A 24629-nucleotide genomic window follows, 5' to 3' on the forward strand; every position below is an offset into this window, starting at 1 on the left:
AATGTTCCCTCAAAAACAAAAACAAAAACGACGGCACCTTGGGAGGAAGGTGCCGCCGTTTCTATGTCGGCCCGAAGCGTCGAGGGAGGGTCGGCTTCGGGTCTCCTTGCGGGGTCCGCCTCATTCAGGGAGGAGGAAGGTGACGCGCACCCCGGCTTTCAGACGGCAGAACAGGGAGGGGTTCTGACGTCCGATCTCTATCTCTGCTTAGCCGCGGGAAGATTCCCATGCGACCCGGCGCAGTTCGGAACGGCTCAGACCAAGGTCGGCCAGTTCGCGGTTGCTCAACGCGCTCAGACCGTCGAAAGTTTCACGGTACAGACGGTGCTGTTTGTAGCGGGTTGCCAGTGCTTCGAATGCGCCGCCGATACGGGCGAAGACGGAAGTTGTGTTTGCGGTTGTTGTGTTCATGTAAGCCATTTCGGCGCCTCTTTTTTCATCTGTTGATCATCTCGTTGCCTGCTATTTACGCCCTTTCTGCATTTGCACAACGGGCATAAAGTCAATGCCGCTATGCAGAAAGCGCATAGGTATAAACGGGCGCAACCATTTGATTGGAAACGGTTTCGGCGGCGCGGCAAAGCAGCGCACCGTCATAAAACTGTCATTTGGAGGTGGGGGAGGAAAGGAGCGGCGACATCTGGGAGGAGGTAGATGTCGCCGCCAATCACAGACACATCCGGGAGGAGGATGGACAGGTCTGGTCTTTCCGAACTTAGCGGCATCCGGGAGGAGGATGGATGCCTCTAAGTCTTGTCAAAATCAGACACATTCGGGAGGAGGATGAATGTGTCTGGTCTTTCCGAAAGCTGAGCGCTTGGCTCTGCCTATGGACCTAAGTTAGCGCTAATTGCTGCGGCTGCACAATAAAAGTTTTTGCAATGCTGCTATGCAGCGAAAACATGGTACCCCTGCGTAAACCTTGGGCAACTCGCCCGATCCTTAGGCGAAGCAGGCCGTCCCCTTGCGCTTGGCGCAGAACCTGCCATTTCAGGAGGCCTAATAGAGGAGAATTTGCGCATGTCTGTGACCAAAGCAGAAGTCGAAGCGGCGCTGGCGCGGGTGCAACTGCCCGACGGAAAGAGCTTGCTGTCCCATGATCTGGTCCGCGCACTGGTGGTTGAGGGCGATAAGGTGCGATTCGTGATCGAAGCACCCAACGCTGACGTCGCGCGCCAGATGGCCCCTTTACGGGACGCGGCAGAGCAAGTGGTGCGCGATCTGCCGGGGGTGGGTGACGTCTCGGTCGCGCTGACAGCGCATGGTCCTGCCCCCAAAGCGCCCAGCCTCAAGATCGGGGGGCACCCGAAACCCCAAGAGGGGCCGATGAAACCCAGTGGCGTAAAGCGGATCCTCGCCATCGGTTCAGGCAAGGGCGGTGTGGGGAAATCTACCGTCAGCTCCAACCTCGCCGTGGCGCTGGCGCGGGCGGGGCGCAAGGTAGGTCTGCTGGATGCTGATATCTATGGTCCCAGCCAGCCGCGGATGATGGGGATCAACAAACGCCCCGCCAGCCCCGACGGTAAGACGATCATTCCGCTGCAGGCGCATGGGGTCACCATGATGTCGATTGGCTTTATGCTGGAAGAGGGCAAGGCCGTCGTCTGGCGCGGACCGATGCTGATGGGCGCATTGCAGCAGATGCTGGGACAAGTGGAGTGGGGCGAGCTTGACGTGCTGCTTGTTGATCTGCCGCCGGGCACGGGGGATGTTCAACTGACGCTCTGCACGAAATCAGAACTGTCCGGTGCTATTGTGGTCAGCACTCCGCAGGATGTGGCGTTGATCGACGCGCGCAAGGCGCTGGACATGTTTGCCACGCTCAAAACCCCAGTGCTGGGATTGATCGAGAATATGTCGATGTTCGTTTGCCCCGACTGCGGCTCACAGCATGAGATCTTTGGCCATGGCGGTGTGGCGGCAGAGGCCGACAAGATGGGCGTGCCCCTGCTGGGCAGTCTGCCGATTGATCTCGAAACCCGTCTGGCGGGGGATAATGGCACGCCAATCGCTGCTGGCGAGGGGCCGATGGCCGATGCCTATGCCCGCATCGCGCGGGGCTTGATCGACGGCGGCATGGCGTAACACGAAAGGCGCGGGCGGCTTAGCCCAGCTCGCGCCCTTCGATCAGATGGCCATAAAGCGTCGTCAGCATCGAGACGAAGACCAGCCCCTCTATTAGATAGAGTAGGGAATCGAGCATCAGCCGCAAGCCGGGGTCGGCAGGCAGCAACATGCCCGCAATCACGCCCAGCAGTGTATTCACCACGGCCAAGAGCACGGCCAACGCCCAAAGCGTGCCGGCCAGCGGTTCGGTCGCACGCCAACTCTCGCGCACGGCCATGACGCGGCCCATCGCTGCAGCGGGCAGGACGAGGCTTAATCGCAGGGCCAGCCACAGAAAGGCGACCCCTGCTGCAAGCCCGATCAGCAGAAGCGCGGCGGGGCTCGATCCGGCAAGCCCGCCCAGCAATAGCATGGCAAGTCCAATAGGGATCGCGGCGAGGAACTGCACAAAGCCTAAGACAATCGCGCGCCAGACGTAGGCCCAGAACAGCCGCGCGCCGGGGCGCACTTCGGCCCCGGAACCGTCGCGGTCAAGCAGTACATGGCGGTGCCACAGCACAGCCATCAGCGCATATCCAAGGATACCAGCAAGACCGCAAGCAATCAGGATCAGTAATTGATCCGTGGGCGGCGGAGCGGCGTTGTCGATCACTTGATCCATCGCCCCAAGCGCATCCCCGGCCAGCACACCTGCGACGGCAGTCGCCCCCATCACCCAAAGCACCGCAGGCAGGATCACCCGCAGCGTCGTTGCAGGCGCGTGAAACAGCATGTTTAGCGCGTGGGTAAATAGAGCCGTGGCCTGGATCATGATGCACTCCCTCGTTTCGGGCCACTACATGGCGCGGGCGCGGCGAAAGGACAAGATGCAGCCGGGCGCACTTGGATATCCGGTTGGGAAAGCATGGGTCGGCGGGACGTCATGGGAAATGTCGCGGGAATACATGGGAAGTCTGGGAAATGATGGGCCAGTCATGGCCCGCTGAGTGAACCTGCCGATTCGCAGACATGGGAATTGGCTCGCTATTTGCCACCATCCGATACATTCTGCAGAACAAGCAACGAACACGTCCTGTGGATAACTATGTGTGCAAATTTTAGTGGGAAAACGTGGGACGTTATGCAGGTCTCAAATTCAAAACAATATATTGTGTTTTACTGACTTCATGTCCCTAATTGAGCCATTTTCCGCTCAGAAAGTTATACCAGATGTTGTTCCCACAGCCTGTGCAAAACAAAATATTGCGCCGGAAATCAAAAAAATTGTAGACGCCCATCAATTCCCATGGCATCCCTTGTGCATCGGATGAGAACGGGACACGGGGCAGCAAACGACCCCAAAAATAAAACAAAACCTAGCAGGTTTCATACAGGCACCTCGCTTTCATCAGACCAAAGAGATCCGGCGCGCGAGCGAGCAGACATCCCCCCAGGTGGCGCGCGCAGTCGGACTTCCCCGCCAAGCTGCGGGACGTGGGCGGCGGGTTGATCAGTGGCAGCAGATCAACCCGCCGTTTCCATTTCCAGGCCATGGTGGACAACGAGTTAAGCGCAAAGGCGCAAGAGGCAGGGACAACACGTGAGCCGCAGGTTCAGAGGCGAGAGCCAACACAAGGTCGATACGAAGGGGCGGGTGTCTATCCCAGCCTCTTTTCGGCGTGTGTTGGAGGCTGGCGACCCGAACTGGAAAAACGGCGACAATCCCGAACTGGTCATTGTTTATGGCGACCAGCGCCGCAACTACCTTGAATGCTATACCATGGAAGCCATCGAAGAGGTCGACGCCAAGATCGACCGCATGCCGCGTGGCTCTATGCAGCGTAAGGCGCTTCAACGCCTGTTCCACGGCCAGTCTTTCCCGACCACGGTAGACGAGACAGGCCGCTTGGTGCTGCCCGCCAAGCTGCGCAACAAAATCGAACTGGAAGGCGAGGCTTTCTTTATCGCCGCCGGTGACACCTTCCAAATCTGGAAGCCCGAAACCTACGAGACCGAGGAAGAGGCATGGCAGCAGGAACTGCCCGACGACGTCGACCCACTCTCGTTCCTTGATGGTGACATGGAGGTCTGACGGAATGGTTGCTGCCTCTAACCCTTCCGCCCCTCACACCCCCGTTCTGCTGCGTCCTATCCTGAGCGCCGTGGCACCTGTGGAAGGGGTCTGGCTTGACGGCACCTTTGGCGCGGGCGGCTACACCCGTGGCCTGCTTGAGGCCGGAGCCGAGCGCGTCATCGCCGTGGACCGCGACCCGCTGGCGTTCGAGATGGCGGCGGAATGGGCCGGAGACTACGGCGACCGCATCACCATGCAACAGGGCGTCTTCTCGCGCATGGATGAATATGCCCAAGACCTCGACGGCGTGGTGCTTGATCTCGGCGTTTCCTCAATGCAGCTCGATCAGGCCGAGCGTGGGTTTTCCTTTATGAAGGACGGCCCGCTCGACATGCGGATGAGCCAAGACGGCCCCTCGGCTGCCGATCTGGTCAATGAGGCCGAAGAAGAGATCATCGCCAATATCCTGTTCCAATACGGCGAAGAACGCGCCTCCCGCCGGATCGCAAAGGCGATTGTCCGCGCACGGGAAGATGCGCCGATCACCACTACGTTGGAATTGGCCAAGCTGGTCGAAGGCTGTTTGCCGCGCTCGAAGCCTGGTCAAAGCCATCCCGCGACGCGCAGCTTCCAAGCGCTGCGCATCGCGGTAAATAACGAATATGGTGAGCTGTTTCAGGGGCTTATGGCCGCAGAGCGCGCGCTGAAGCCGGGCGGGAAACTGGCCGTGGTGACCTTTCATTCGGTCGAGGACCGCATGGTCAAACGCTTCCTCACCGCGCGGGCAGGGGCTGGGGGCAATGCCAACCGCTTCGCCCCTGCGCTAGAACAGGAAGCGCCGCAGTTTACACTGAAATCGCGCAAGGCTATCGGACCTGACGCGCAGGAATTGGACGAAAACCCGCGCAGCCGCTCGGCCAAACTGCGGGTCGCCACGCGCACCGATGCGCCCAGTGGCGAGATTGACGCGAAATCCATCGGCATGCCGATGGTCAGGGGGATCTGAGAGATGCGCACGGTGATGTATATCCTCACCACTATTGCCGTGGTTGGACTGGCCTTCTGGGCCTACCGCGAGAATTACGCGACCCAGCAGGCACTGAGCGATGCTGACAGGCTACATGCCAATATCCGCGCCACCCATGCCCGTCTGGCTGTCCTGCGCGCCGAATGGGCGTTCCAAAACCGCCCCGACCGGTTGCGCGATCTGGCCGACCTGAACTTTGACCGCCTCGGCCTGTTGCCACTGCATCCCGGCCAGTTCGGTCAGGTCGATCAGGTCGCCTATCCGCAGCCGCCGTCTGAACTGCTGCCGATCACCGATCCTGTGGATGTCTCGACCATGAATTACGACGCGCTCACCGGCGCGGATGAGTCCGAGGAGGACTTTGAATGATCCGCACCCCGCTTCGCCCTCTGGCCCGTATTCTTGATGCCCGTGAAAAGGGCGAAAATCCCGATGCGATCGAGCGTGAGAACAAGCGCATCCGCCATGAGCAGATGCGTGACAAGGCCCGGATGCGCGCCGAGGGGCGGCTGTTGGTCCTTGGCGTCTGTTTCCTCTGTGCCTTCACAGTGATCGGCGGGCGCATGGGTCTGCTGGCGATGTCAGAGCCTTCCGAGCCGCGCGGCCATGCGCCAGGGGCTGTGATCTCGGCCTCCCGCGCCGACATCACAGACCGCAACGGCAACCTGCTGGCGACGAACTTTGAGACTCACGCGCTCTACGCGCAGCCACGCCATTTGATCGACCCCGAAGTGGCCGCAAAAAAGCTGGTCAAAATCTTTCCCGACCTGAAAGAAGAGCGTCTGATCAAGGATTTCACAGGCAAGCGCAAGTTCCTGTGGATCAAAAAGAAAATCAGCCCAGAGCAGATGCAGGCCGTGCATGATATCGGCGATCCGGGCTTGTTGTTTGCACCGCGCGACATGCGCCTTTATCCCAACGGTTCGCTGGCCGCACATGTGCTGGGCGGGGCGAGCTATGGCAAGGAAGGCGTCCACGCCGCCGAAGTGATCGGCGTCGCAGGGGCCGAGAAATATTTCGACGACTACCTGCGCGATCCGGCCAATGGCGCGAAACCGCTGGAGTTGTCGCTCGACCTGACGGTGCAAGCGGCATCTGAGCGGGTGCTCTATGGTGGCATGAAGCTGATGAACGCCAAGGGTGCCACGAGCATTCTGATGGATGTGCATACCGGCGAAGTGATTTCGGTCGCCTCTCTGCCTGATTTTGACCCCAACAACCGCCCGCGTCCGCTAACCAAGGGGGATGCTTCCGACAGCCCGCTGTTCAACCGGTCGGTGCAGGGGGTCTATGAGCTGGGTTCAACCTTCAAGATCTTCGCAGCCGCACAGGCGATCGAGTTGGGATTGTTCAACGCCGATACGATCATCGACACCTCTGGCCCGATGAAGGTCGGTGGTTTCCGCATCGGTGAGTTCCGCAACAAGAACTACGGCAAGCTGAGCGTCGCTGACATCATCGTGCATTCCTCGAACCGGGGCACAGGCCGCATGGCGCTGGAAATCGGAATCGAGCGGCAGCAAGAGTTCCTGAAAAGCCTCGGCTTCTTTGAACCGACCCCCTTTGAGATCGTCGAAGCCTCGGGCGGCAAGCCGCTGTTGCCAAGCCGCTGGACCGAACTGTCGAGCGTCACAATCTCTTATGGTCACGGGTTGTCGAGCACGCCGATGCACCTTGCAGCAGGCTATGCCGCCATCGCCAATGGCGGGCGTGCCGTAAAGCCGACACTGCTGAAACAAACCAGCCCGCAACTTGGGCCTCGGGTTATGTCTGAAGAGACCGCCGCACAGGCACGTAATATGCTGCGCAAAGTGGTGACCGAAGGCACGGCCAGCTTCGCCGAAGTGCCCGGCTATCAAATCGCAGGCAAGACCGGCACGGCTGACAAACCCAAGCCCACGGGGGGATATTACGAGGACAAGGTGATCAATACTTTCGCCAGCATCTTCCCGATCAATGACCCGAAATATGTGCTGATCGTCACCTTGGACGAACCGGTGGAAACCTCTGGCCCGAAACCGCGCCGCACGGCGGGTTGGACAGCCGTGCCCGTAGCCGCTGAGATGGTCCGCCGCATCGCGCCTTTGCTGGGGCTACGCCCGGCTGTTGAACCGGTGAACGACGCTGTGCTAACGCTGACCAGCAGCAACTGAAAAGACATCTCTATGACCGACCGGGCCGTACCCCTTTCCTCCCTCGGGCTGACCGCGCGGGCGGGGGCCAACCCCATGATCACCGGGATCGCGGTCGACAGCCGCGAGGTCCGCGAAGGCACGCTCTTCGCGGCCATGCCGGGCAGCCGCGTGCATGGGGCAGAGTTCATCCAATATGCCCTGCGCATGGGCGCGGCGGCGGTGCTGACCGATGCCGCAGGCGCCAAACTCGCAGCCGAGGAGTTGGCAGGCTCCAACGCCGCGCTGGTGGTCTCCGACTCGCCGCGCGAAGCGCTGGCACGCACAGCGGCGCTGTGGTTCGGCGGCCAGCCCGCCACGATGATCGCCGTGACCGGCACCAACGGGAAAACCTCGGTCTCGACCTTCGTGCGCCAGATTTGGGTTGAGATGGGATTGCCTGCTGTGAACCTCGGCACCACCGGGGTCGAAGGCGCATGGGCCGCCCCCTTGGCGCATACCACGCCAGAGCCGATCACCTTGCATCGTACGCTGGCCGAGGCCGCACAGAACGGCATCACCCACGCGGCAATGGAGGCATCAAGCCACGGGCTTGACCAACGGCGGCTGGACGGGGTGACGCTCAAGGCGGCGGGATTCACCAACTTCACCCAAGACCATCTTGATTATCACGAGACATTCGAGGCCTATTTCGCCGCCAAGGCCGCGCTGTTCGCCCGTGTTTTGCCCGAAGACGGCACGGCGGTGGTGAACATCGACGATGAAAAAGGCGTCAACATCGCGGCCATCGCCCGCGCGCGGGGCTGTGAGGTGATCACCGTGGGCCGCGACGGGGGTGATCTGCATTTGCAAGGCCAGCGTTTCGATGCGACGGGGCAAGATTTGCGCTTCACATGGCGCGGCAAGACCTATCAAAAGCGGCTCAATCTCATTGGCGGTTTTCAGGGCGACAACGTTTTGCTGGCCGCCGGGCTGGTCATCGCCTGTGGCGCGGACCCGCAGGAGGTCTTCGACACACTGCCGCATCTCACCACCGTGCGGGGCCGGATGCAGCTTGCCGCCACCCGCGACAATGGCGCGGCGGTTTTCGTCGATTACGCCCATACGCCCGATGCGGTGGCCACCGCACTCGCCGCGATGCGCCCGCATGTGATGGGACGGCTCATTGCCATCATTGGCGCGGGCGGGGACCGGGATCGGGCTAAGCGCCCTTTGATGGGGCAGGCAGCGACGGAAAATGCGGATATGGTGATTGTCACCGACGATAACCCGCGCAGCGAAGACCCGGCGAGCATCCGTGCCGCTGTGCTGGACGGCGCGCCCGATGCGATGGAGGTCGGCGACCGCGCTGAAGCAATCCTGCGCGGGGTGGATGCGTTGGAGCCGGGCGACGCGCTGCTCATCGCGGGCAAAGGTCATGAGACCGGGCAGACTGTTGGTGACGACGTGCTGCCCTTTGACGATGTAGAACAGGCCAGCGTGGCCGTGGCGGCACTGGACGGGAGACTGGCATGAGCCTTTGGACAGCGAGCGAAGCGGCGGAGGCCACGGGCGGTCAGGCGCAGGGCGATTGGGCCTGCAACGGGGTTTCGATCGACACACGGACGCTGCAACCCGGCGATCTCTTTGTCGCGCTCAAGGCCGCGCGGGATGGGCATGAGTTCGTGGCCCAAGCGCTCGACAAAGGGGCGGCTGCCGCGCTCGTGACCCATCTGCCGGAAGGCGTCGCCGAGGATGCGCCGCTGTTGATCGTCGAGGATGTACAGACCGCGCTTGAGGCGTTGGGCCGGGCAGGGCGTGCGCGTCTTGGTCCGCAGGCCAAGGTGGCTGCGGTGACGGGCAGCGTCGGCAAAACCTCGACCAAGGAAATGCTGCTGGCGATTTTTGGCGATCAGGGCAAAGCCCACGCCAGCGTCGACAGCTACAACAACCACTGGGGCGTGCCGTTGACACTGGCACGGATGCCACGTGACACCGATTATGCGGTGATCGAAATTGGCATGAACCACCCCGGAGAGATTGCGCCTCTTGCCAGACAGGCGCGGCCCCACGCGGCGATGGTGACCAATGTCGCCGCCGTCCACCTCGAAGCCTTCAAGGATGTCGCCGCCATCGCGGTAGAGAAGGCCAGCATCTTTGACGGCATGGAACCGGGCGGCGTGGCGGTGATCAATGCCGACCACGACCACAGCGATATCGTGCTCGACAAGGCACTTGAGCGCGGCCTGCGCGAGACCACATTCGGGCGCAAGGGCCACCACTACACATTGACCGACGTGAAGGTGCAGGGCGACGCAACCGTGGCGCAAGCCGAGGTTTCAGGCGCGCCGTTGCTTTACAAGATTGCCACACCGGGGCGGCACTTCGCGATGAACGCGCTTGGCGCGCTGGCACTGGCCGAAGCGCTTGGCGCGGACCGGGCCTTGGCGGTGCAATCGCTGGGCCGTTGGTCGCCCTATGCAGGGCGCGGGGTGCGTGAGCGTATCTTACTCGACGTCGTCGATACCCATCTGGCGCTGGAGCTGATCGACGACAGCTATAACGCCAACCCGACCTCGATGGCCGCAGCACTTGAAGTACTGGCGGCTTCGGAAGTGACCCATGACATCGGTCGTGTCAGTAAAGGGCGGCGCATCGCCTTCGTTGGTGACATGAAAGAACTTGGCCCCGAGGCGTTGGCGCTGCACGCAGGGCTGGCCGATCTGGAGGCCACCCGCGCGCTAGACGTGGTTCATTGCGTCGGCCCGCTGATGAAGGCCTTTTACGACAATCTGCCCGAACACCAGCGCGGCGACTGGACCGCGACCGCCGAAGAGATGTTGCAAGGCCTCCGCGCTCGGCTCGATTCCGGCGACGTCGTGCTGATCAAAGGGTCGCTTTCGATGAAGCTGGGCAGTATTGTTGACGCCATCCGCAAAATGGGCCATCCGGTCCCGACCGCCTGATCGGCGATTCACCCCACATGATGAGTTAGGACGCGATATATGCTCTATTGGTTGACGCTGCTGTCTGATGGCGGCGATTTCTTTAACCTGTTTCGCTATATCACCTTCCGCGCAGGCGGGGCATTTTTCACAGCGTTGATTTTCGGGTTTCTCTTTGGCAAGCCGCTGATCGAAGTGCTGCGCAAGCGGCAGGGCAAGGGCCAGCCGATTCGCGATGACGGCCCCGAGGGCCATTTTGCCAAAGCGGGCACGCCCACCATGGGCGGGCTGTTGATCGTTGGCGCGCTGCTCACCTCGACACTGCTTTGGGCGCGTCTGGACAATCCTTTCGTCTGGCTGGTGCTTTTCGTTACAATGAGCTTTGCCGCCATCGGTTACGCCGACGACCATGCCAAGGTCAGCAAACAGAACACCGACGGTGTTCCGGGTAAAGTGCGGCTTTTGCTGGGCTTTCTGATTGCGGGCATCGCGGGCTACTGGGCGGCGCAGTACCACCCAGCAGAGTTGCAGTACCAACTGGCGATGCCGGTTTTCAAAGATACGCTCATCAACCTCGGCGTTCTGTTTGTGCCGTTTGCGATCATCGTGATCGTGGGCTCGGCCAATGCGGTGAACCTGACTGACGGGCTTGACGGTTTGGCGATCATGCCAGTGATGATCGCCGCCGGAGCGCTTGGCGTTATTGCCTATGCGGTGGGCCGCGTGGACTTCACCGACTACCTCGACGTGCATTACGTGCCGGGGACGGGGGAGATCCTGATCTTTACCGCGGGGCTCTTCGGCGGGGGGCTTGGCTTTTTGTGGTACAACGCGCCACCTGCGGCCGTTTTCATGGGCGACACAGGCTCACTTGCGCTTGGCGGCGCTTTGGGTGCGATTGCTGTGGCCACGAAACATGAGCTGGTGCTGGCGATTGTCGGCGGGCTGTTCGTGGTTGAGGCGCTCTCGGTCATCGTGCAGGTGCTCTACTTCAAACGCACCGGCAAGCGGGTCTTCCTGATGGCACCGATCCACCACCATTATGAGAAAAAGGGCTGGGCCGAGCCGCAGATCGTGATCCGCTTCTGGATCATCTCGCTGATCCTTGCCCTGTTGGGGCTGGCCACGCTCAAGGTGCGCTAAGCGCTTAGAAGATCGACCAGTCCATGTGACGCGCCAAAAGGGCCAATGCTTCGGTGCCCTTTTGGCTGTTGCCATATCGGTTCAACCCCGGCGACCAGACCGCGATGCTGGCGCGGCCCGGCACGATGGCCAAGATACCCCCACCCACACCGGATTTGCCCGGGAGGCCGACGCGGTAGGCGAAATCGCCTGAGCCGTCGTAATGCCCACAGGTCAACATCAGTGCGTTCAAGCGTCGGATACGGCTCGGCGCGACCAAGCGCGGCACCTCCGGCGCTTCGATCAGGAAACGGCCCGCCATAGCAAGCTGCTCTACCGTCATCTCCATCGCGCAGTGGTGGAAATAGGTGCCCAGCGTCCTTTCCGGTGCGTTGATGAGATTGCCATAGGATTTTAAAAAATGCGCCAGCGCGAAATTGCGGTGGCCAAAGTCGGTCTCTGACGCGGCGACAGTGTCATTGATGTGAATGTCGTCCGTGCCCGCAGCCTCGCGCACGAAGCGCATGATCTCGGCCAGCGCTTCGCGCGGCTCGCGGTTGCCCAAGACTTCATCCGTGGTGACAATCGCGCCCGCGTTGATGAACGGATTGCGCGGGCGGCCCTGTTCCTGCTCCAACTGCACGATGGAATTGAACGCCCGCCCCGAAGGTTCGCGCCCCACACGGTGCCACAGTTGGTCGCCCGACCGGCCAAGAGCGATGGCAAGCGTAAAGACCTTGGTGATCGACTGTACTGAAAAGGGCACCTGCGTATCGCCCGCCACATGGCACTGGCCATCTGCCGTCACCACCGCGATGCCGAACTGTGCCGGATCCACCGTTGCCAGTTGCGGAATATAGGCCGCCACATCCCCCCAATGGTCGTCTTCGCGCATCATGTCATTGAGACGCGGCAACACATCGGCAAGGTCTGGTTTGGCGGGGCTGGACATCTATGGCGGCCTCTGGCTTGTGATAGGCGCATCATGCCCCCATTCTGGGGTCAACGGGTAGCAGGGGATTGCAGATGATTCCAGTACAGGGCTTGGAAGGCGCGCGCGTGGCGGTGCTGGGATTGGGCCGCTCTGGCCTGAGCGCGGCACGCGCATTGCAGGCAGGCGGGGCCAAAGTTAGCTGTTGGGACGATGATCCGGCAGCACGCGCACGGGCCGAGCGGGAGGGGTTTGCCTGTGTTGACCTTAACACCCCCGGCGCGCTTGATAAAATCACCCGGCTGATCCTCAGCCCCGGCATTCCGCACCTCTACCCCGCGCCGAACCCGGTGGTTGCCGCAGCTCTCGACGCAGGCGTGCCGGTGGACAATGACATCGGCTTATTTTTCCAAAGCTTTGCGACGCTGGCATGGGACCACTACGACGTCGCGCCGCGCGTTGTGGCGGTGACCGGCTCGAACGGCAAATCCACCACTTCGGCGTTGATCCATCATATTCTGGAGCATGTCGGACGCCCCTGCCAACTGGCGGGCAACATCGGGCGCGGGGTCCTGGACCTCGACCCTGCCGTGGATGGCGAGGTCGTGGTGCTGGAACTCAGCAGCTACCAGACCGAACTGGCCCGTGCGCTGACGCCCGATGTGGCGGTCTTTACCAATCTCAGCCCCGATCATCTGGACCGCCATGCAGGTATGGGTGGCTACTATGCCGCGAAACGTCGGCTGTTTGCCGAAGGCGGGCCGGACCGTGCAGTGATCGGTGTGGATGAGGCCGAGGGCCGTTTCCTCGCTGTGCAGATGAGCGAGGGGCCGAGCGATGACCGGGTGATCCGCATCAGTGCAGAGACCAAACTCTCCGGCCCCGGCTGGCAGGTCTTCGCCCGCAAAGGGTTTTTGAGTGAATACCGCCGTGGCAAACAGGTCGGTTCAATTGATCTGCGCAGCATCCAAGGGTTGCCGGGCGCGCATAACCACCAGAACGCCTGTGCTGCCTATGCAGCCTGCCGCGCGCTTGGCCTCGCCCCGCGCGTGATTGAGGCGGCGTTTCACAGTTTCGGCGGCTTGCCGCACCGCAGCCAGACCGTGGCCGAAGCGCATGGCGTGCGCTACGTCAACGACAGCAAGGCCACTAATGTCGACAGCGCGGCCAAGGCGCTGGCGGCCTTCCGCAACATCCGCTGGATCTGCGGTGGGTTGGAGAAGGAAGGCGGGCTGAAAGGTCTGGCGGAGGCCCAAGGGTCAGTGCGCAAAGCCTATGTCATCGGCCGCGAGGCCGCGCATTTCGCCATGCAGTTGACGACCGAAGCCGAAGTCTGCGGCACGATGGAGAAAGCCGTAGCGCGCGCGGCGGCAGAGGCGGAAGAGGGCGATGTCGTCCTGCTTGCCCCGGCAGCGGCAAGTTTCGATCAATATGACAATTTCGAACGGCGTGGTGAGGATTTCGTGGCGCAGGTGCAGAAGGTTTTGGCGGAGTAGGGCGGGGCCTAGCTGCCAATCGCCCGCGCCGCCGCCATGCCCGACGACCACGCCCACTGGAAGTTATACCCGCCGAGCCAGCCGGTCACGTCCACAGCTTCACCGATGAAATAAAGCCCGGGCACCTCTTTCGCCGCCATGGTCTTGGATGAGAGCGCGTCGGTGTCCACACCGCCAAGGGTCACCTCCGCCGTGCGGTAGCCTTCGGTCCCGGAGGGGTGCAATTGCCAGTTCTGTAGCGCTTCGACGAAGGTGGTCAGCCGAGCGTCCGACCAATCAGCGAGGTTGCCCGAGAGATCGAACTCTTGCCCCAAATACTCCACCAGCCGCGCGGGCAGGTGCTGCGCGAGGATGGTGGTAAAGTTACGCCGCCCGGACTGCTGCCGCTGGTCGCGCAATGCGCTTAGAAGGGTGCCCTCAGGCGCGAGGTTCACGGTGATCGCTTCGCCCGCCTGCCAGTAGGATGATGCTTGCAAAACCGCGGGGCCAGAGAGGCCACGGTGGGTGAACAGCAGGGCCTCGTCAAAGCCAGCGGCCCCGGCGGTGATACGGGCAGGGGTCGCCACACCGGCCAGCGGCGCAAAGCGGCCTTCGGCAAAGGTGAAAGGTACCAGAGCGGCGCGTGTATCGGTCACGTTCAGGCCGAATTGACGCGCTATGTCATAGGCGATGCCCGTCGCGCCCATCTTGGGGATCGACTTGCCGCCGGTGGCGATAACAAGGTTACATGCGGTGACTTTCACTGTCCGATCAGGCGTTTGCAAGTCGAAGGTAATGTGCCCATCGACCTTTGCAAAATTGCTGGCGCTGCTCTGTAGTTGCAGATCGACCCCGGCCTTTTGCATCAACCCGCGCAGCATGGCGATGATCTCTTTCGCGCTGGAGTCGCAGAAGAGTTGGCCCAAGGTTTTCTCATGCCAAGCGATACCGTGACGGTCGACTAGTTCGATGAAATCCCACTGCGTGTAGCGTGCCAGTGCGGATTTGGCGAAATGCGGGTTCTGGCTGAGAAAGGCTTGCGGCCCGCAATGCATATTGGTGAAGTTGCAGCGCCCACCGCCTGAGATGCGAATTTTCTCGCCCGGCGCTTTGGCATGGTCCACCACCAAAACGCGTCCGCCCGCGTGGGCGGCGCACATCATGCCAGCGGCACCGGCTCCGATAATGGCTGTATCGACTTGCATGGGCGCGCTCTGCCCGAATGCGCGGCCCCGGTCAAGAAGACGTGACAGCGGTTGCCCAATCACGCTGACGGCATAGCTGGAGGCATGACGCAAATTAAACAGGAGTAGAGAATGACCAAACTGACCGCAGAACAAGATTTCCCGAAAATGGATGTGGCCAAACTCGGCGGTGGCACACTGACCTTGGGCCATCCGCAAGAGGGGCGCGACTGGCAGCTGGTGGTGGTCTACCGTGGCCTGCACTGCCCGATCTGCAAAAAGTACCTCGCCCAGCTCGAGAAGCTGCAGAGCCAGTTTCATGAGATCGGGGTGGACGTGATCGCCGTGTCCGGCGACCCCGAGGAAAAGGCCAAATCCATGGCCGAGGAAGACAGCCTGACCCTGCCCATCGGCTATGATCTGAGCCTTGAACAGATGGCCGAGCTTGGCCTCTATATCTCTGACCCGCGCAGCCCGCAGGAAACTGACCGGCCCTTTGCGGAGCCTGCGACCTTTGTGATCAACGACGAAGGCAAGCTACAGATCGTCGATATTTCCAACGCCCCCTTCGCGCGGCCCGACTTGGAAGGCCTGCTGAACGGATTGAAATTCATCCGCGACAAGGGCTACCCGGTGCGCGGCACCCATAAGGCGGCCTGATCGCCCAGCGGCGGGGCTGTCCTCTGCCCCGCCAACCCTACCTGCGTCTGAGCGGTGAAATGCACTAGCTTCATACAACAATTCGGGCTACTCTGCCCGGATGAGACCCCGCAAAGGGGCCGTTGAGGCAGTTAAGGCAGATACCCATGACAGAGATGGTCTATGGCGCGGTCCCGGTACGGGATGGTGAACCGATCCTTCCAAAATGGTGGCGTACGGTCGACCGCTGGGCATTGTCCTGCGTCTTGATGCTGTTTGCCGTTGGCATGCTGCTGGGGCTCGCCGCATCGCCGCCCTTGGCGTCGAAAAACGGCTTTGATGCCTTTCACTATGTTCATCGGCAGGCGTTCTTCGGCGGATTGGCGCTGGTGGCGATGCTGCTGACGTCGATGATGTCGCCGACATTGGTGCGGCGTTTGGCCGTGCTGGGCTTTGTCCTTTCCTTTGTGGCGCTGGCGCTGCTGCCCTTCTTTGGTACGGACTTTGGCAAAGGTGCCACGCGGTGGTATTCGCTGGGCTTTGCCTCGCTTCAGCCGTCCGAATTTCTTAAACCCGGTTTCATGGTCGCCGCAGCATGGATGATGGCCGCCGCGACCGAGATTAATGGACCTCCGGGGAAAACTTGGTCTTTTGCGCTGTGCATTTCCATCGTGCTGATGCTGGCGATGCAACCCGACTTTGGCCAAGCCTGTCTGGTGCTTTTTGGTTGGGGCGTCATGTATTTCGTTGCGGGCGCGCCGATGGTGCTGCTGGTCGGCATGGCGGGGCTGGTGGTTCTGGCAGGCACCTTCGCCTACTCCAACTCTGAACACTTCGCGCGACGTATTGATGGCTTTCTCAGTGTCGATGTCGATCCGACCACCCAGCTTGGCTATGCCACCAATGCGATCCGCGAGGGCGGGCTGTTTGGCGTTGGCGTGGGGGAGGGCGAAGTGAAATGGTCGCTGCCCGATGCGCATACTGACTTTATCATTGCTGTCGCCGCCGAGGAATATGGCCTTATTCTGGTCGTCTGCATCATTGCTCTATATACTGTTGTCGTCGTGCGCTCGCTGCTGCGGTTGGTGCGTGAGCGTGATCCCTTCATCCGGCTGGCCGGAACCGGGCTGGCCTGCACATTCGGAGTACAGGCGATGATTAACATGGGTGTGGCAGTGCGGCTTTTGCCCGCAAAAGGCATGACCTTGCCCTTCGTCAGCTACGGTGGCTCTTCGGTCATCGCCAGCGGCATCGCCGTCGGCATGCTCCTCGCCTTTACCCGTTCGCGCCCGCAGGGTGAGATCAGTGACATTCTGGGCCGGGGCCGCCGCTGATGGCCGCGCCACTGCTGATCATCGCCGCCGGGGGGACCGGTGGGCATATGTTTCCGGCACAGGCCTTAGCCGAGGTAATGCTCCAGCGCGGCTGGCGGGTCAAGCTCAGCACCGATGCACGCGGCGCGCGTTATACCAGCGGTTTTCCCGAAGCGGTTGAGATCACGCAGATCAGCAGTGCTACTTTTGCCCGGGGCGGGATCGCCGCCAAGGCGCTGGTGCCTTTTCGCATTGCCTCTGGTGTGGTGCGCGCGGGGCTGAACATGCTGCGCGACCGGCCTTCGGTCGTGGTCGGCTTTGGCGGTTACCCGTCGATCCCGGCTCTCGGGGCTGCCTGGGCGCTGCGGATGCCGCGGATGATCCATGAGCAGAACGGTGTTCTGGGCCGTGTGAATGAAGTTTTTGCAAAGCGGGTTCATGCTGTGGCCTGCGGCATCTGGCCCACCAAACTGCCGGAAGGCGTGCAAGGCTGGCATGTCGGCAACCCGGTACGCGCAGCGGTGCTGGACCGCGCGGGGGCGGCTTATATTCCGCCCGGCGATTACCCGATGGAAGTGCTGGTGATGGGCGGCAGCCAAGGTGCGCGCATCCTCAGTGACGTGGTGCCGCCCGCCTTGGCGGCCCTGCCGATGAACATGATCCGTAACATCCGCGTCAGCCATCAGGCCCGCGAAGAAGACGGCCAGCGGGTGGCTGACTTCTATGCTGATTCTGGCATCAGCGCCGACGTGCGCCCCTTCTTTGATGATGTACCGCGCCGCATGTCCGAGGCGCAGCTGGTAATCAGCCGTTCCGGGGCCTCTAGCGTGGCGGACCTTTCGGTGATCGGGCGTCCCTCGATCCTGATCCCCTTTGCCGCTGCGGCAGGGGATCATCAAAGCGCAAATGCCCGCGGTCTGGTCGAAGCCGGGGCCGCTATCATGGTGCCTGAAAGCAAAGCAAATCCAGAAATCATGACGGACCAGATTCTCGCGGTGTTGGAGATGCCCCAAGGGGCATTGCAGATGTCGCGGGCCGCGCTTTCGGTCGGCAAGCCCGATGCGGCTGAGACACTGGCTGATATGGTTGAACAGCTTGGCTCCCAAGGCACGCTGACCACTGCAGAAGAGGAATACCCCCAATGAACGCCGCCACCAAGCTGCCGACCGATGTCGGCCCGATCCACTTCGTCGGCATCGGCGGCATCGGCATGTCTGGCATTGCCGAGGTGCTGCTGAACCACGGCTACAAGGTGCAGGGGTCGGACTTGAAAACCACCAAGATTACCGTGCGGCTGGCCGAGTTGGGCGGGCGCATCTTCGAAGGGCAAGCGGCTGAGAATATCGAAGGGGCGGCGGTGGTCGTGATCTCTTCGGCGATCAAACCGGGCAATGCTGAGTTGGACGAGGCCCGCCGCCGTGGCTTGCCGGTGGTGCGCCGCGCCGAGATGTTGGCCGAGCTTATGCGGCTCAAGTCCAACATCGCCGTGGCGGGCACCCATGGTAAAACGACGACCACCACGCTGGTGGCCGAACTGCTCGTTGCGGGGGGCATTGACCCCACTGTGGTAAACGGCGGCATCATCCACGCCTATGGCTCCAACGCGCGGATGGGCCAAGGTGAATGGATGGTAGTTGAAGCCGATGAGAGTGACGGCACGTTCAACCGACTGCCTGCCACGATCGCCATCGTCACCAATATTGACCCTGAGCATATGGAGCATTGGGGCGACTTTGATACGTTGCGGCAAGGGTTTTTGAACTTCGTGTCGAACATTCCCTTCTACGGTGTGGCCGTCTGCTGCACCGATCACCCCGAGGTGCAATCGCTGGTGGGCAAGCTGACAGACCGCCGGGTTATGACCTATGGCTTTAACGCGCAGGCCGATGTCCGCGCGGTGGGGCTGCATTACAAGGACGGCGTCGCGCATTTCGATGTGCATCTTCAGTCCGAGGGCATGGTCATCGAGAATTGCGCCCTGCCGATGCCGGGCGATCACAACGTGTCAAACGCGCTGGCGGCCGTGACTGTTGCGCGGCACCTCGGAATGAAGCTTGAGCAGATCCGCACAGCCTTGGGCAGCTTTGGCGGGGTGAACCGCCGCTTTACCCGCGTGGGAGAAGTGGACGGGGTCACGATCATTGATGATTACGGCCACCACCCGGTTGAGATCACGGCCGTCCTCAAAGCCGCCCGGCAGGCCAGCAAAGGGCGGGTGATCGCGGTCCACCAGCCGCACCGTTACTCCCGCCTGAGCCATCATTTTGATGAGTTCTGCGCCTGTTTCAACGACGCCGATGTGGTGGGCATCGCCGATGTCTATGCGGCGGGCGAAGAGCCGATCCCCGGTGCCGACCGCGATGGTCTGGTGGCTGGGCTGATCCAACACGGCCACCGCCATGCCTATGCGGTGGAGAATGCCGAGGCGCTGACTCATCTGGTTCTGCGCGAAGCACGACCGGGCGATATGGTGGTTTGCCTCGGCGCGGGTACGATCAGCGGCTGGGCCAATGAACTGCCTGAGGCGCTGCGCGCAGCCAAGGAGGCCGCCGCGTGAACCTCGTCTGGCTGTCGATCCTCTGGGTCTTCGCCGCCGTGACCGTGGCCATGCTGCCGCTGCGCTCTCAATATCTGCCGGGGGTGGTCTTGCTGATCGCGGCCCCTGTGCTAATTATCGCCATTGGTGTGATGCACTCATGGGTCTATGCGCTATTGGCGCTGCTGGCTTTCCTGTCGATGTTCCGCAACCCGCTGCGCTATCTTTGGGCGCGGCTGCGGGGCCAAAAACCGGAGTTGCCTAAATGAGCCTATCCTTCATCCTCGCCTGTTTCTGGTTCGTAATTGCCAATGTTTTGGCCATGACGCCCAGTAAAGATTTTCATTGGCGCAGCGCCTATCTGTTGATCGCCGTAGGTATCCCCATCGTCGGCTTTGTCACCGCGCAGCATGGTCCTTGGCTGGGCCTGTTGGTGCTGGCAGGGGGCTGTTCGGTGCTGCGCTGGCCGGTGATCTATTTCGCGCGCTGGCTGCGCCGTGGGGCGGGGCGGGTTAAAGGCCCGGCGGAATGACTCTGACACCGACCCTTTTGGCGCTATTGGCCGTCTTCGTGCTTTGGCTCATCGCCTGTATATGGACTGGCTTTCGCGCCCGTGTGCTGTGGTTCTTCATCGTGCTGGTGATTGGCTTGTCGCTCAACGCCATTTGGATGGTGTTTGGGCTGGATGCGCGGGTGTTTGAGCCGCATGCGCTTTTGGCGCAGGTCTCGGTCGTGCTCTACGCAGTGGGCGGATTTGGGTTGGGTTGGCTGGCGGGCCGCGTGGCCAAACGCTGGCGCGAAAGCCGTGTTGATGACGCGCGCTCTTGATGGTTTGCTCTGTCGTGGAAATGAGCTAAGTCCCGCGCCATGAATACGCTGAATATCCCCGACCTGCGCGGCAGGCTGACACCGAACCGAAACCTGAGCGACCTGACATGGCTGCGCGTTGGCGGTCCTGCGGATTATCTGTTCCAACCTGCCGATGTGGAGGATCTGTGCCTCTTCATGCGCCGCCTGCCACAGGGTGTTACGGTTTACCCCATGGGGGTGGGCAGTAATCTGATCGTGCGTGACGGCGGGCTGCGGGCGGTGGTGATCCGTCTGGGTCGTGGCTTTAACAGCATTGAGATAGAGGGCGACCGGGTGACCGCGGGCGCGGCGGCGCTGGACGCCCATGTGGCCCGCAAGGCGGCGGACGCGGGGCTTGACCTGACCTTTTTGCGCACCATCCCCGGCAGCATCGGCGGAGCGTTGCGCATGAATGCGGGTTGCTACGGCACCTACACGGCGGATCATTTCGTCTCTGCTCAGGCCGTGACCCGCGCGGGCGAGGTGGTGACACTCACCGCCGATGACCTGAATTTTCGCTACCGGCAGTCTGATTTATCGCCCGGTGCGGTGCTGATCAGCGCGACCTTTGCACCACCCAAGGGGGAGCCGGAGGCGCTTCACGCGCGGATGGAGGAGCAGCTTGCCAAACGCGATGAAACGCAACCGACCAAGGACCGGAGCGCCGGATCGACCTTTCGTAACCCGGCAGGTTTCTCTTCCACCGGGAAGGCTGATGATGTGCACGACCTGAAGGCGTGGAAGGTGATTGACGATGCCGGAATGCGCGGGGCCACCGTAGGCGGCGCACAGATGAGCCCGATGCACTCTAACTTCCTCATCAACACCGGCGAGGCGACGGCCCATGATCTTGAGACATTGGGCGAAGAGGTGCGAAAAAAGGTTTACGCTTCAAGCGGTATAAGGCTAGAATGGGAAATCATGCGCATCGGTGAAAAATTGGGTGATCCGGTGTCGCAGGGCTAGGCCGTTAGGCAACAGCTAAGAGACGGCAAAGCAACGATAACAATGATAGGGGCCGCAAACGGCCCAAGGCGAAGAGGCACTTAGGTGGGTAAGTCGAGCGGACAGACCCCGACAGTGGCGGTATTGATGGGTGGCCCCTCGGCTGAGCGTGAGGTGTCTCTGTCCAGTGGGCGTGCATGCGCCGCTGCCTTGCGGGAACATGGCGGATATAACGTGATCGAGGTCGATGCTGGCCGCGACCTCGCTGCCGTCCTGACCGATCTTCAGCCCTATGCCGTTTTGAATTGCCTGCATGGCCGTTGGGGCGAAGATGGCTGTGTGCAGGGGCTGCTTGAGTGGCTCCATATCCCTTATTCCCATTCCGGTGTGCTGGCCTCGGCGCTGGCGATGGACAAGCAGCGGTCTAAGGATGTGTTCCGCCACGCGGGGCTGCCGGTGCTGGAGAGCATTATCGCGCCGAAGGCCGATGTCATGGCAGACCATGTGATGGCACCGCCCTATGTGGTCAAACCCAATAACGAAGGCTCCTCGGTCGGCGTTTATCTGGTGGCCAAGGAAAACAACGGCCCGCCGCAGCTATCCGATGATATGCCTGCCGAGGTGATGGTTGAGACTTTCGCACCGGGGCGCGAGCTGACCACCACCGTGATGGGGGAACGCGCGCTTGCCGTGACGGATATCATCACCACTGGTTGGTACGACTACGACGCGAAGTATAAGCCCGGCGGCTCGCGCCATGTGGTGCCTGCCGATCTGCCGCAAGAGATTACCGATCTATGTTTCGACTATGCCCGCCGCGCCCATGAGGCGCTTGGCTGTAAAGGCATCAGCCGTACTGATTTTCGCTGGGACGAGACGCGTGGTGCCGAAGGGTTGATCCTGCTTGAGACCAACACCCAGCCCGGTATGACCGCCACCTCGCTCTCGCCCGAGCAAGCTGCGGCCTGCGGCATTTCATTCCCTGAGCTCTGCGCTTGGATGGTGGAGGACGCCTCATGCGCTCGCTGATCCGCCGCCGGCCTGAGACAGGTAAAGCCGATCCCGCTCCATCGCGTTGGTCTTGGCGCATGCAGCGCTTGATGTTGACGCCCGGCTTTCGCTTTGCTCTGCGCGTCGGCCTGCCTTTCACAGTGAGCCTGCTGGCGGGCACGATCTATATGGCGGATGAAGAGCGGCGCGGCACCGTGGTGCAGGCCATCGCCGACGTCCGCGCCAGCATCCAAGAACGGCCAGAATTCATGGTCAAGCTCATGGCCATTGACGGTGCGAGCGACCTGGTGTCGACCGAAATTCGCACCGCCTTGCCGCTGGAATTTCCGCTGTCTTCCTTCGATCTTGATCTGCCGCAGGTCCGCGAGAAGATCACCAGCATCGACGGCGTCAAACAGGCTAATGTACGCATCCGCCCCGGAGGCGTGCTGCAAATCGACGTCATTCCGCGCGTGCCCGTCGCTGTTTGGCGGAGTGAGACTGGGCTGGCGCTGGTGGACAACACAGGTGTTCATGTGGCACGGATCGAGGCGCGGCGCGACCATGCCGATCTACCCTTGATCGCCGGGGCAGGGGCCGCCAAGGCGGTACCAGAGGCGCTCAAGCTAATTGCCGCGGCGAACGTACTGGGTGACCGTCTGCGCGGCTTGGTCCGCGTCGGAGGGCGCCGCTGGGACGTGGTGCTGGATCGTAACCAGACGATCATGTTGCCCGAAGAAAATGCGCTGCAAGCGCTGGAACGGGTGATCGCGCTGGAAGGCGCACAAGAGGTTCTCACGCGGGATGTGGCGCGTGTGGATATGCGGTTGGCGGCAAGACCAACCCTAAGAATGAACGAAGATGCCACCCGCGAATGGTGGCACATCAGGCAGCTTTCCGGCCAGTAAGATGGCCATTGGAATCGGGACAGTAACGAAATGATGGACCTATACGACAGTCAGCGTTCGATGCGGCACATGCGCAAATTGGCGATCCAACGCGGGGTGGTGGCCATTTTGGATGTGGGCAGTTCCAAGATCGCCTGTCTGGTGCTGCGGTTTGACGGCATTACCCATGACGGAGAGAATGGCGACATCGGCTCATTGGCCGGGCAATCGGGGTTCCGGGTCATCGGGGCTGCGACCACCCGCTCGCGCGGGGTCCGCTTTGGTGAGATCTGCGCCATGGGCGAGACCGAGCGCGCGATCCGCACTGCCCTTCAGGCGGCGCAGAAGATGGCCGGTATCCGGGTCGACCATGTCATCGCCTGTTTCTCGGGCGGGGAGCCGCGCAGCTATGGCCTTGACGCTTCGGTGGAGCTGGAGGGGCAGTCGGTCTCGGAGCAAGATGTGGCCCGCGTCCTCGCAGGCTGCGACGTGCCGGAGTACGGCGAGGGCCGCGAAGTGCTGCACGCCCAGCCGGTGAACTTTGCGCTGGATCACCGCAGCGGTCTGGCCGATCCGCGCGGCCAGTTGGGCAACAGCCTGTCCGTCGACATGCATATGCTCACTGTCGATGCCGATACGGTCCAACACCTCGCGCATTGCATCAAACGCTGTGATCTGGAACTGGCCGGGATCGCCTCATCCTCCTACGCTTCGGGTATTTCGGCGCTGGTTGAGGACGAGCAGGAACTCGGCGCGGCCTGTATCGACTTTGGTGGCGGCACCACCGGCGTGTCGATCTTTATCAAGAAACATATGATCTATGCCGATACCGTGCGTATGGGCGGGGATCACGTCACCTCTGACATCTCCATGGGCCTGCAGGTGCCGATGGCCAATGCCGAGCGGATTAAGACCTTCTATGGCGGGGTACATGCGACCGGCATGGACGACCGTGACATGATCGAGATCGGCGGCGAAACGGGCGATTACGAACACGACCGCCGCACCGCCAGCCGGGCCGAGCTGATCGGCATCATGCGCCCGCGCGTCGAAGAGATCCTCGAAGAAGTCCGCGTTCGGCTGGATGCTGCCGGTTTTGACCACTTGCCCAGCCAACAGATTGTACTTACCGGGGCGGGCAGCCAGATACCGGGGCTTGATGGGCTGGCCAGCAAGATCCTTGGCCAGCAGGTCCGTCTGGGGCGTCCGCTGCGTGTGCACGGCCTGCCACAGGCGGCAACCGGGCCGGGCTTTGCTAGTGCCGTGGGCCTCGCGCTCTTTGCGGCGCATCCTCAGGACGAGTGGTGGGATTTCGACATCCCTGCCGACCGCTACCCGTCACGCTCGCTCAAGCGGGCGGTGAAATGGTTTAGAGACAACTGGTGACCCCAATATCGGGTGTCAGGCCCGAGATAAGGCGGAAACAGGCAAGATTTTGCCCATATTTAGCGTCAAAATGACGTTTTTTAGGTGACGATCCGGCCCTAGGCCGGTAGGGTCGGGTAAATTTGGTCGAAAAAACCCCCGCGGGATGCGGGCAACTGGACAGGCGGAC

The 24629-nt window shown here is 61.7% G+C and carries 24 protein-coding genes; 20 read left to right on the top strand and 4 right to left on the bottom strand.

The window, feature by feature from the left end:
* Nucleotides 1-207: 207 nt before the first annotated feature.
* Complete coding sequence (locus K3759_RS05500; protein ID WP_067262642.1) at nt 208-420, bottom strand: DUF1127 domain-containing protein; 213 nt, start codon at nt 418-420, stop codon at nt 208-210.
* A 600-nt stretch (nt 421-1020) separates the two neighbouring features.
* Between K3759_RS05500 and K3759_RS05505 the strand changes: the two genes are divergently transcribed.
* A complete protein-coding gene (locus K3759_RS05505) occupies nt 1021-2085 on the top strand; it encodes an Mrp/NBP35 family ATP-binding protein (protein WP_259984752.1) in 1065 nt (354 codons plus the stop codon).
* Nucleotides 2086-2104: 19 nt separating this feature from the next.
* Here K3759_RS05505 and K3759_RS05510 read toward each other — a convergent pair whose 3' ends face one another.
* Nucleotides 2105-2878, bottom strand: coding sequence for a hypothetical protein (locus K3759_RS05510; protein WP_259984754.1), 774 nt, complete (start codon nt 2876-2878; stop codon nt 2105-2107).
* A gap of 768 nt (nt 2879-3646) precedes the next feature.
* On the opposite strand from K3759_RS05510, the gene mraZ reads away from it, so the two are divergent.
* Genes mraZ through mraY form a run of 7 tightly spaced genes read left to right on the top strand, consistent with a single transcriptional unit; the run spans nt 3647 to nt 11346 of the window.
* Nucleotides 3647-4138: a division/cell wall cluster transcriptional repressor MraZ gene (mraZ, locus tag K3759_RS05515; RefSeq protein WP_259984756.1), complete on the top strand. Its 492-nt coding sequence runs from the start codon at nt 3647-3649 to the stop codon at nt 4136-4138.
* 4 nt (nt 4139-4142) lie between these two features.
* A complete protein-coding gene (gene rsmH / locus K3759_RS05520) occupies nt 4143-5126 on the top strand; it encodes a 16S rRNA (cytosine(1402)-N(4))-methyltransferase RsmH (RefSeq protein ID WP_259984758.1) in 984 nt (327 codons plus the stop codon).
* A gap of 3 nt (nt 5127-5129) precedes the next feature.
* Nucleotides 5130-5516, top strand: a complete 387-nt coding sequence (locus tag K3759_RS05525) for a cell division protein FtsL (RefSeq protein WP_067626801.1) — start codon at nt 5130-5132, stop codon at nt 5514-5516.
* Nucleotides 5513-7300, top strand: a complete 1788-nt coding sequence (locus K3759_RS05530; RefSeq protein WP_259984760.1) for a penicillin-binding protein 2 — start codon at nt 5513-5515, stop codon at nt 7298-7300. The genes K3759_RS05525 and K3759_RS05530 overlap by 4 nt, the downstream gene beginning before the upstream one ends.
* 12 nt (nt 7301-7312) lie before the next feature.
* Nucleotides 7313-8794 (top strand): UDP-N-acetylmuramoyl-L-alanyl-D-glutamate--2,6-diaminopimelate ligase, encoded by a 1482-nt coding sequence (locus tag K3759_RS05535; RefSeq protein WP_259984762.1) that lies wholly within the window; start codon nt 7313-7315, stop codon nt 8792-8794.
* On the top strand, nt 8791-10224 hold the full coding sequence (gene murF, locus K3759_RS05540; RefSeq protein ID WP_259984764.1) for a UDP-N-acetylmuramoyl-tripeptide--D-alanyl-D-alanine ligase: 1434 nt from the start codon (nt 8791-8793) through the stop codon (nt 10222-10224). The genes K3759_RS05535 and murF overlap by 4 nt, the downstream gene beginning before the upstream one ends.
* Nucleotides 10225-10263: 39 nt before the next feature.
* Nucleotides 10264-11346: a phospho-N-acetylmuramoyl-pentapeptide-transferase gene (mraY, locus tag K3759_RS05545; protein WP_259984765.1), complete on the top strand. Its 1083-nt coding sequence runs from the start codon at nt 10264-10266 to the stop codon at nt 11344-11346.
* Between the two features lie 4 nt (nt 11347-11350).
* Here the strand turns inward: mraY and K3759_RS05550 are convergent, their stop codons facing one another.
* Nucleotides 11351-12277: a glutaminase gene (locus K3759_RS05550; protein WP_173487743.1), complete on the bottom strand. Its 927-nt coding sequence runs from the start codon at nt 12275-12277 to the stop codon at nt 11351-11353.
* Between the two features lie 74 nt (nt 12278-12351).
* On the opposite strand from K3759_RS05550, the gene murD reads away from it, so the two are divergent.
* On the top strand, nt 12352-13752 hold the full coding sequence (gene murD, locus K3759_RS05555) for a UDP-N-acetylmuramoyl-L-alanine--D-glutamate ligase (protein WP_259984768.1): 1401 nt from the start codon (nt 12352-12354) through the stop codon (nt 13750-13752).
* A gap of 8 nt (nt 13753-13760) precedes the next feature.
* Here the strand turns inward: murD and K3759_RS05560 are convergent, their stop codons facing one another.
* Nucleotides 13761-14936, bottom strand: coding sequence for an NAD(P)/FAD-dependent oxidoreductase (locus tag K3759_RS05560; protein WP_259984770.1), 1176 nt, complete (start codon nt 14934-14936; stop codon nt 13761-13763).
* 111 nt (nt 14937-15047) lie between these two features.
* Between K3759_RS05560 and K3759_RS05565 the strand changes: the two genes are divergently transcribed.
* From K3759_RS05565 to ftsA, 11 genes are all read left to right on the top strand, one after another.
* Entirely contained in the window at nt 15048-15575 is a 528-nt protein-coding gene (locus K3759_RS05565) for a peroxiredoxin-like family protein (protein WP_259984771.1), read from the top strand.
* 146 nt (nt 15576-15721) lie between these two features.
* Nucleotides 15722-16888 carry a putative lipid II flippase FtsW gene (gene ftsW / locus K3759_RS05570; RefSeq protein ID WP_259984773.1) on the top strand — a complete coding sequence of 389 codons (1167 nt, stop codon included), beginning with the start codon at nt 15722-15724 and terminating at the stop codon, nt 16886-16888.
* Nucleotides 16888-18012 (top strand): UDP-N-acetylglucosamine--N-acetylmuramyl-(pentapeptide) pyrophosphoryl-undecaprenol N-acetylglucosamine transferase, encoded by a 1125-nt coding sequence (locus tag K3759_RS05575; protein WP_259984774.1) that lies wholly within the window; start codon nt 16888-16890, stop codon nt 18010-18012. The genes ftsW and K3759_RS05575 overlap by 1 nt, the downstream gene beginning before the upstream one ends.
* Nucleotides 18009-19424: a UDP-N-acetylmuramate--L-alanine ligase gene (murC, locus tag K3759_RS05580; RefSeq protein ID WP_259984775.1), complete on the top strand. Its 1416-nt coding sequence runs from the start codon at nt 18009-18011 to the stop codon at nt 19422-19424. The genes K3759_RS05575 and murC overlap by 4 nt, the downstream gene beginning before the upstream one ends.
* Nucleotides 19421-19672, top strand: coding sequence for a DUF2484 family protein (locus K3759_RS05585; RefSeq protein WP_259984776.1), 252 nt, complete (start codon nt 19421-19423; stop codon nt 19670-19672). The genes murC and K3759_RS05585 overlap by 4 nt, the downstream gene beginning before the upstream one ends.
* Entirely contained in the window at nt 19669-19935 is a 267-nt protein-coding gene (locus K3759_RS05590; RefSeq protein ID WP_259984778.1) for a DUF2484 family protein, read from the top strand. Before K3759_RS05585 ends, K3759_RS05590 begins: the two co-directional genes overlap by 4 nt.
* Entirely contained in the window at nt 19932-20231 is a 300-nt protein-coding gene (locus K3759_RS05595; RefSeq protein ID WP_259984780.1) for a hypothetical protein, read from the top strand. Before K3759_RS05590 ends, K3759_RS05595 begins: the two co-directional genes overlap by 4 nt.
* Nucleotides 20232-20270: 39 nt before the next feature.
* Entirely contained in the window at nt 20271-21218 is a 948-nt protein-coding gene (gene murB / locus K3759_RS05600; RefSeq protein WP_259984782.1) for a UDP-N-acetylmuramate dehydrogenase, read from the top strand.
* A gap of 126 nt (nt 21219-21344) precedes the next feature.
* A complete protein-coding gene (locus tag K3759_RS05605; protein ID WP_259985572.1) occupies nt 21345-22226 on the top strand; it encodes a D-alanine--D-alanine ligase in 882 nt (293 codons plus the stop codon).
* On the top strand, nt 22214-23095 hold the full coding sequence (locus tag K3759_RS05610) for a cell division protein FtsQ/DivIB (RefSeq protein WP_259984784.1): 882 nt from the start codon (nt 22214-22216) through the stop codon (nt 23093-23095). The genes K3759_RS05605 and K3759_RS05610 overlap by 13 nt, the downstream gene beginning before the upstream one ends.
* A 30-nt stretch (nt 23096-23125) precedes the next feature.
* Complete coding sequence (gene ftsA / locus K3759_RS05615) at nt 23126-24460, top strand: cell division protein FtsA (protein ID WP_093926621.1); 1335 nt, start codon at nt 23126-23128, stop codon at nt 24458-24460.
* The last annotated feature ends 169 nt before the right edge of the window (nt 24461-24629 follow it).

It is taken from the genome of Sulfitobacter sp. W027 (genome assembly GCF_025143985.1).
Lineage (GTDB): Bacteria > Pseudomonadota > Alphaproteobacteria > Rhodobacterales > Rhodobacteraceae > Sulfitobacter.

Bases quoted from the DNA above. Each gene is read 5' to 3' on its own strand.
- K3759_RS05500 (WP_067262642.1), bottom strand. From the start codon at position 420: ATGGCTTACATGAACACAACAACCGCAAACACAACTTCCGTCTTCGCC.
- K3759_RS05530 (WP_259984760.1), top strand. From the start codon at position 5,513: ATGATCCGCACCCCGCTTCGCCCTCTGGCCCGTATTCTTGATGCCCGT.
- rsmH (WP_259984758.1), top strand. From the start codon at position 4,143: ATGGTTGCTGCCTCTAACCCTTCCGCCCCTCACACCCCCGTTCTGCTG.
- mraY (WP_259984765.1), top strand. From the start codon at position 10,264: ATGCTCTATTGGTTGACGCTGCTGTCTGATGGCGGCGATTTCTTTAAC.
- K3759_RS05510 (WP_259984754.1), bottom strand. From the start codon at position 2,878: ATGATCCAGGCCACGGCTCTATTTACCCACGCGCTAAACATGCTGTTT.
- murF (WP_259984764.1), top strand. From the start codon at position 8,791: ATGAGCCTTTGGACAGCGAGCGAAGCGGCGGAGGCCACGGGCGGTCAG.
- ftsW (WP_259984773.1), top strand. From the start codon at position 15,722: ATGACAGAGATGGTCTATGGCGCGGTCCCGGTACGGGATGGTGAACCG.
- K3759_RS05505 (WP_259984752.1), top strand. From the start codon at position 1,021: ATGTCTGTGACCAAAGCAGAAGTCGAAGCGGCGCTGGCGCGGGTGCAA.
- murD (WP_259984768.1), top strand. From the start codon at position 12,352: ATGATTCCAGTACAGGGCTTGGAAGGCGCGCGCGTGGCGGTGCTGGGA.
- ftsA (WP_093926621.1), top strand. From the start codon at position 23,126: ATGATGGACCTATACGACAGTCAGCGTTCGATGCGGCACATGCGCAAA.
- K3759_RS05535 (WP_259984762.1), top strand. From the start codon at position 7,313: ATGACCGACCGGGCCGTACCCCTTTCCTCCCTCGGGCTGACCGCGCGG.
- K3759_RS05590 (WP_259984778.1), top strand. From the start codon at position 19,669: ATGAGCCTATCCTTCATCCTCGCCTGTTTCTGGTTCGTAATTGCCAAT.
- K3759_RS05565 (WP_259984771.1), top strand. From the start codon at position 15,048: ATGACCAAACTGACCGCAGAACAAGATTTCCCGAAAATGGATGTGGCC.
- K3759_RS05575 (WP_259984774.1), top strand. From the start codon at position 16,888: ATGGCCGCGCCACTGCTGATCATCGCCGCCGGGGGGACCGGTGGGCAT.
- K3759_RS05595 (WP_259984780.1), top strand. From the start codon at position 19,932: ATGACTCTGACACCGACCCTTTTGGCGCTATTGGCCGTCTTCGTGCTT.
- K3759_RS05560 (WP_259984770.1), bottom strand. From the start codon at position 14,936: ATGCAAGTCGATACAGCCATTATCGGAGCCGGTGCCGCTGGCATGATG.
- K3759_RS05610 (WP_259984784.1), top strand. From the start codon at position 22,214: ATGCGCTCGCTGATCCGCCGCCGGCCTGAGACAGGTAAAGCCGATCCC.
- murB (WP_259984782.1), top strand. From the start codon at position 20,271: ATGAATACGCTGAATATCCCCGACCTGCGCGGCAGGCTGACACCGAAC.
- K3759_RS05550 (WP_173487743.1), bottom strand. From the start codon at position 12,277: ATGTCCAGCCCCGCCAAACCAGACCTTGCCGATGTGTTGCCGCGTCTC.
- K3759_RS05605 (WP_259985572.1), top strand. From the start codon at position 21,345: ATGGGTGGCCCCTCGGCTGAGCGTGAGGTGTCTCTGTCCAGTGGGCGT.
- K3759_RS05525 (WP_067626801.1), top strand. From the start codon at position 5,130: ATGCGCACGGTGATGTATATCCTCACCACTATTGCCGTGGTTGGACTG.
- murC (WP_259984775.1), top strand. From the start codon at position 18,009: ATGAACGCCGCCACCAAGCTGCCGACCGATGTCGGCCCGATCCACTTC.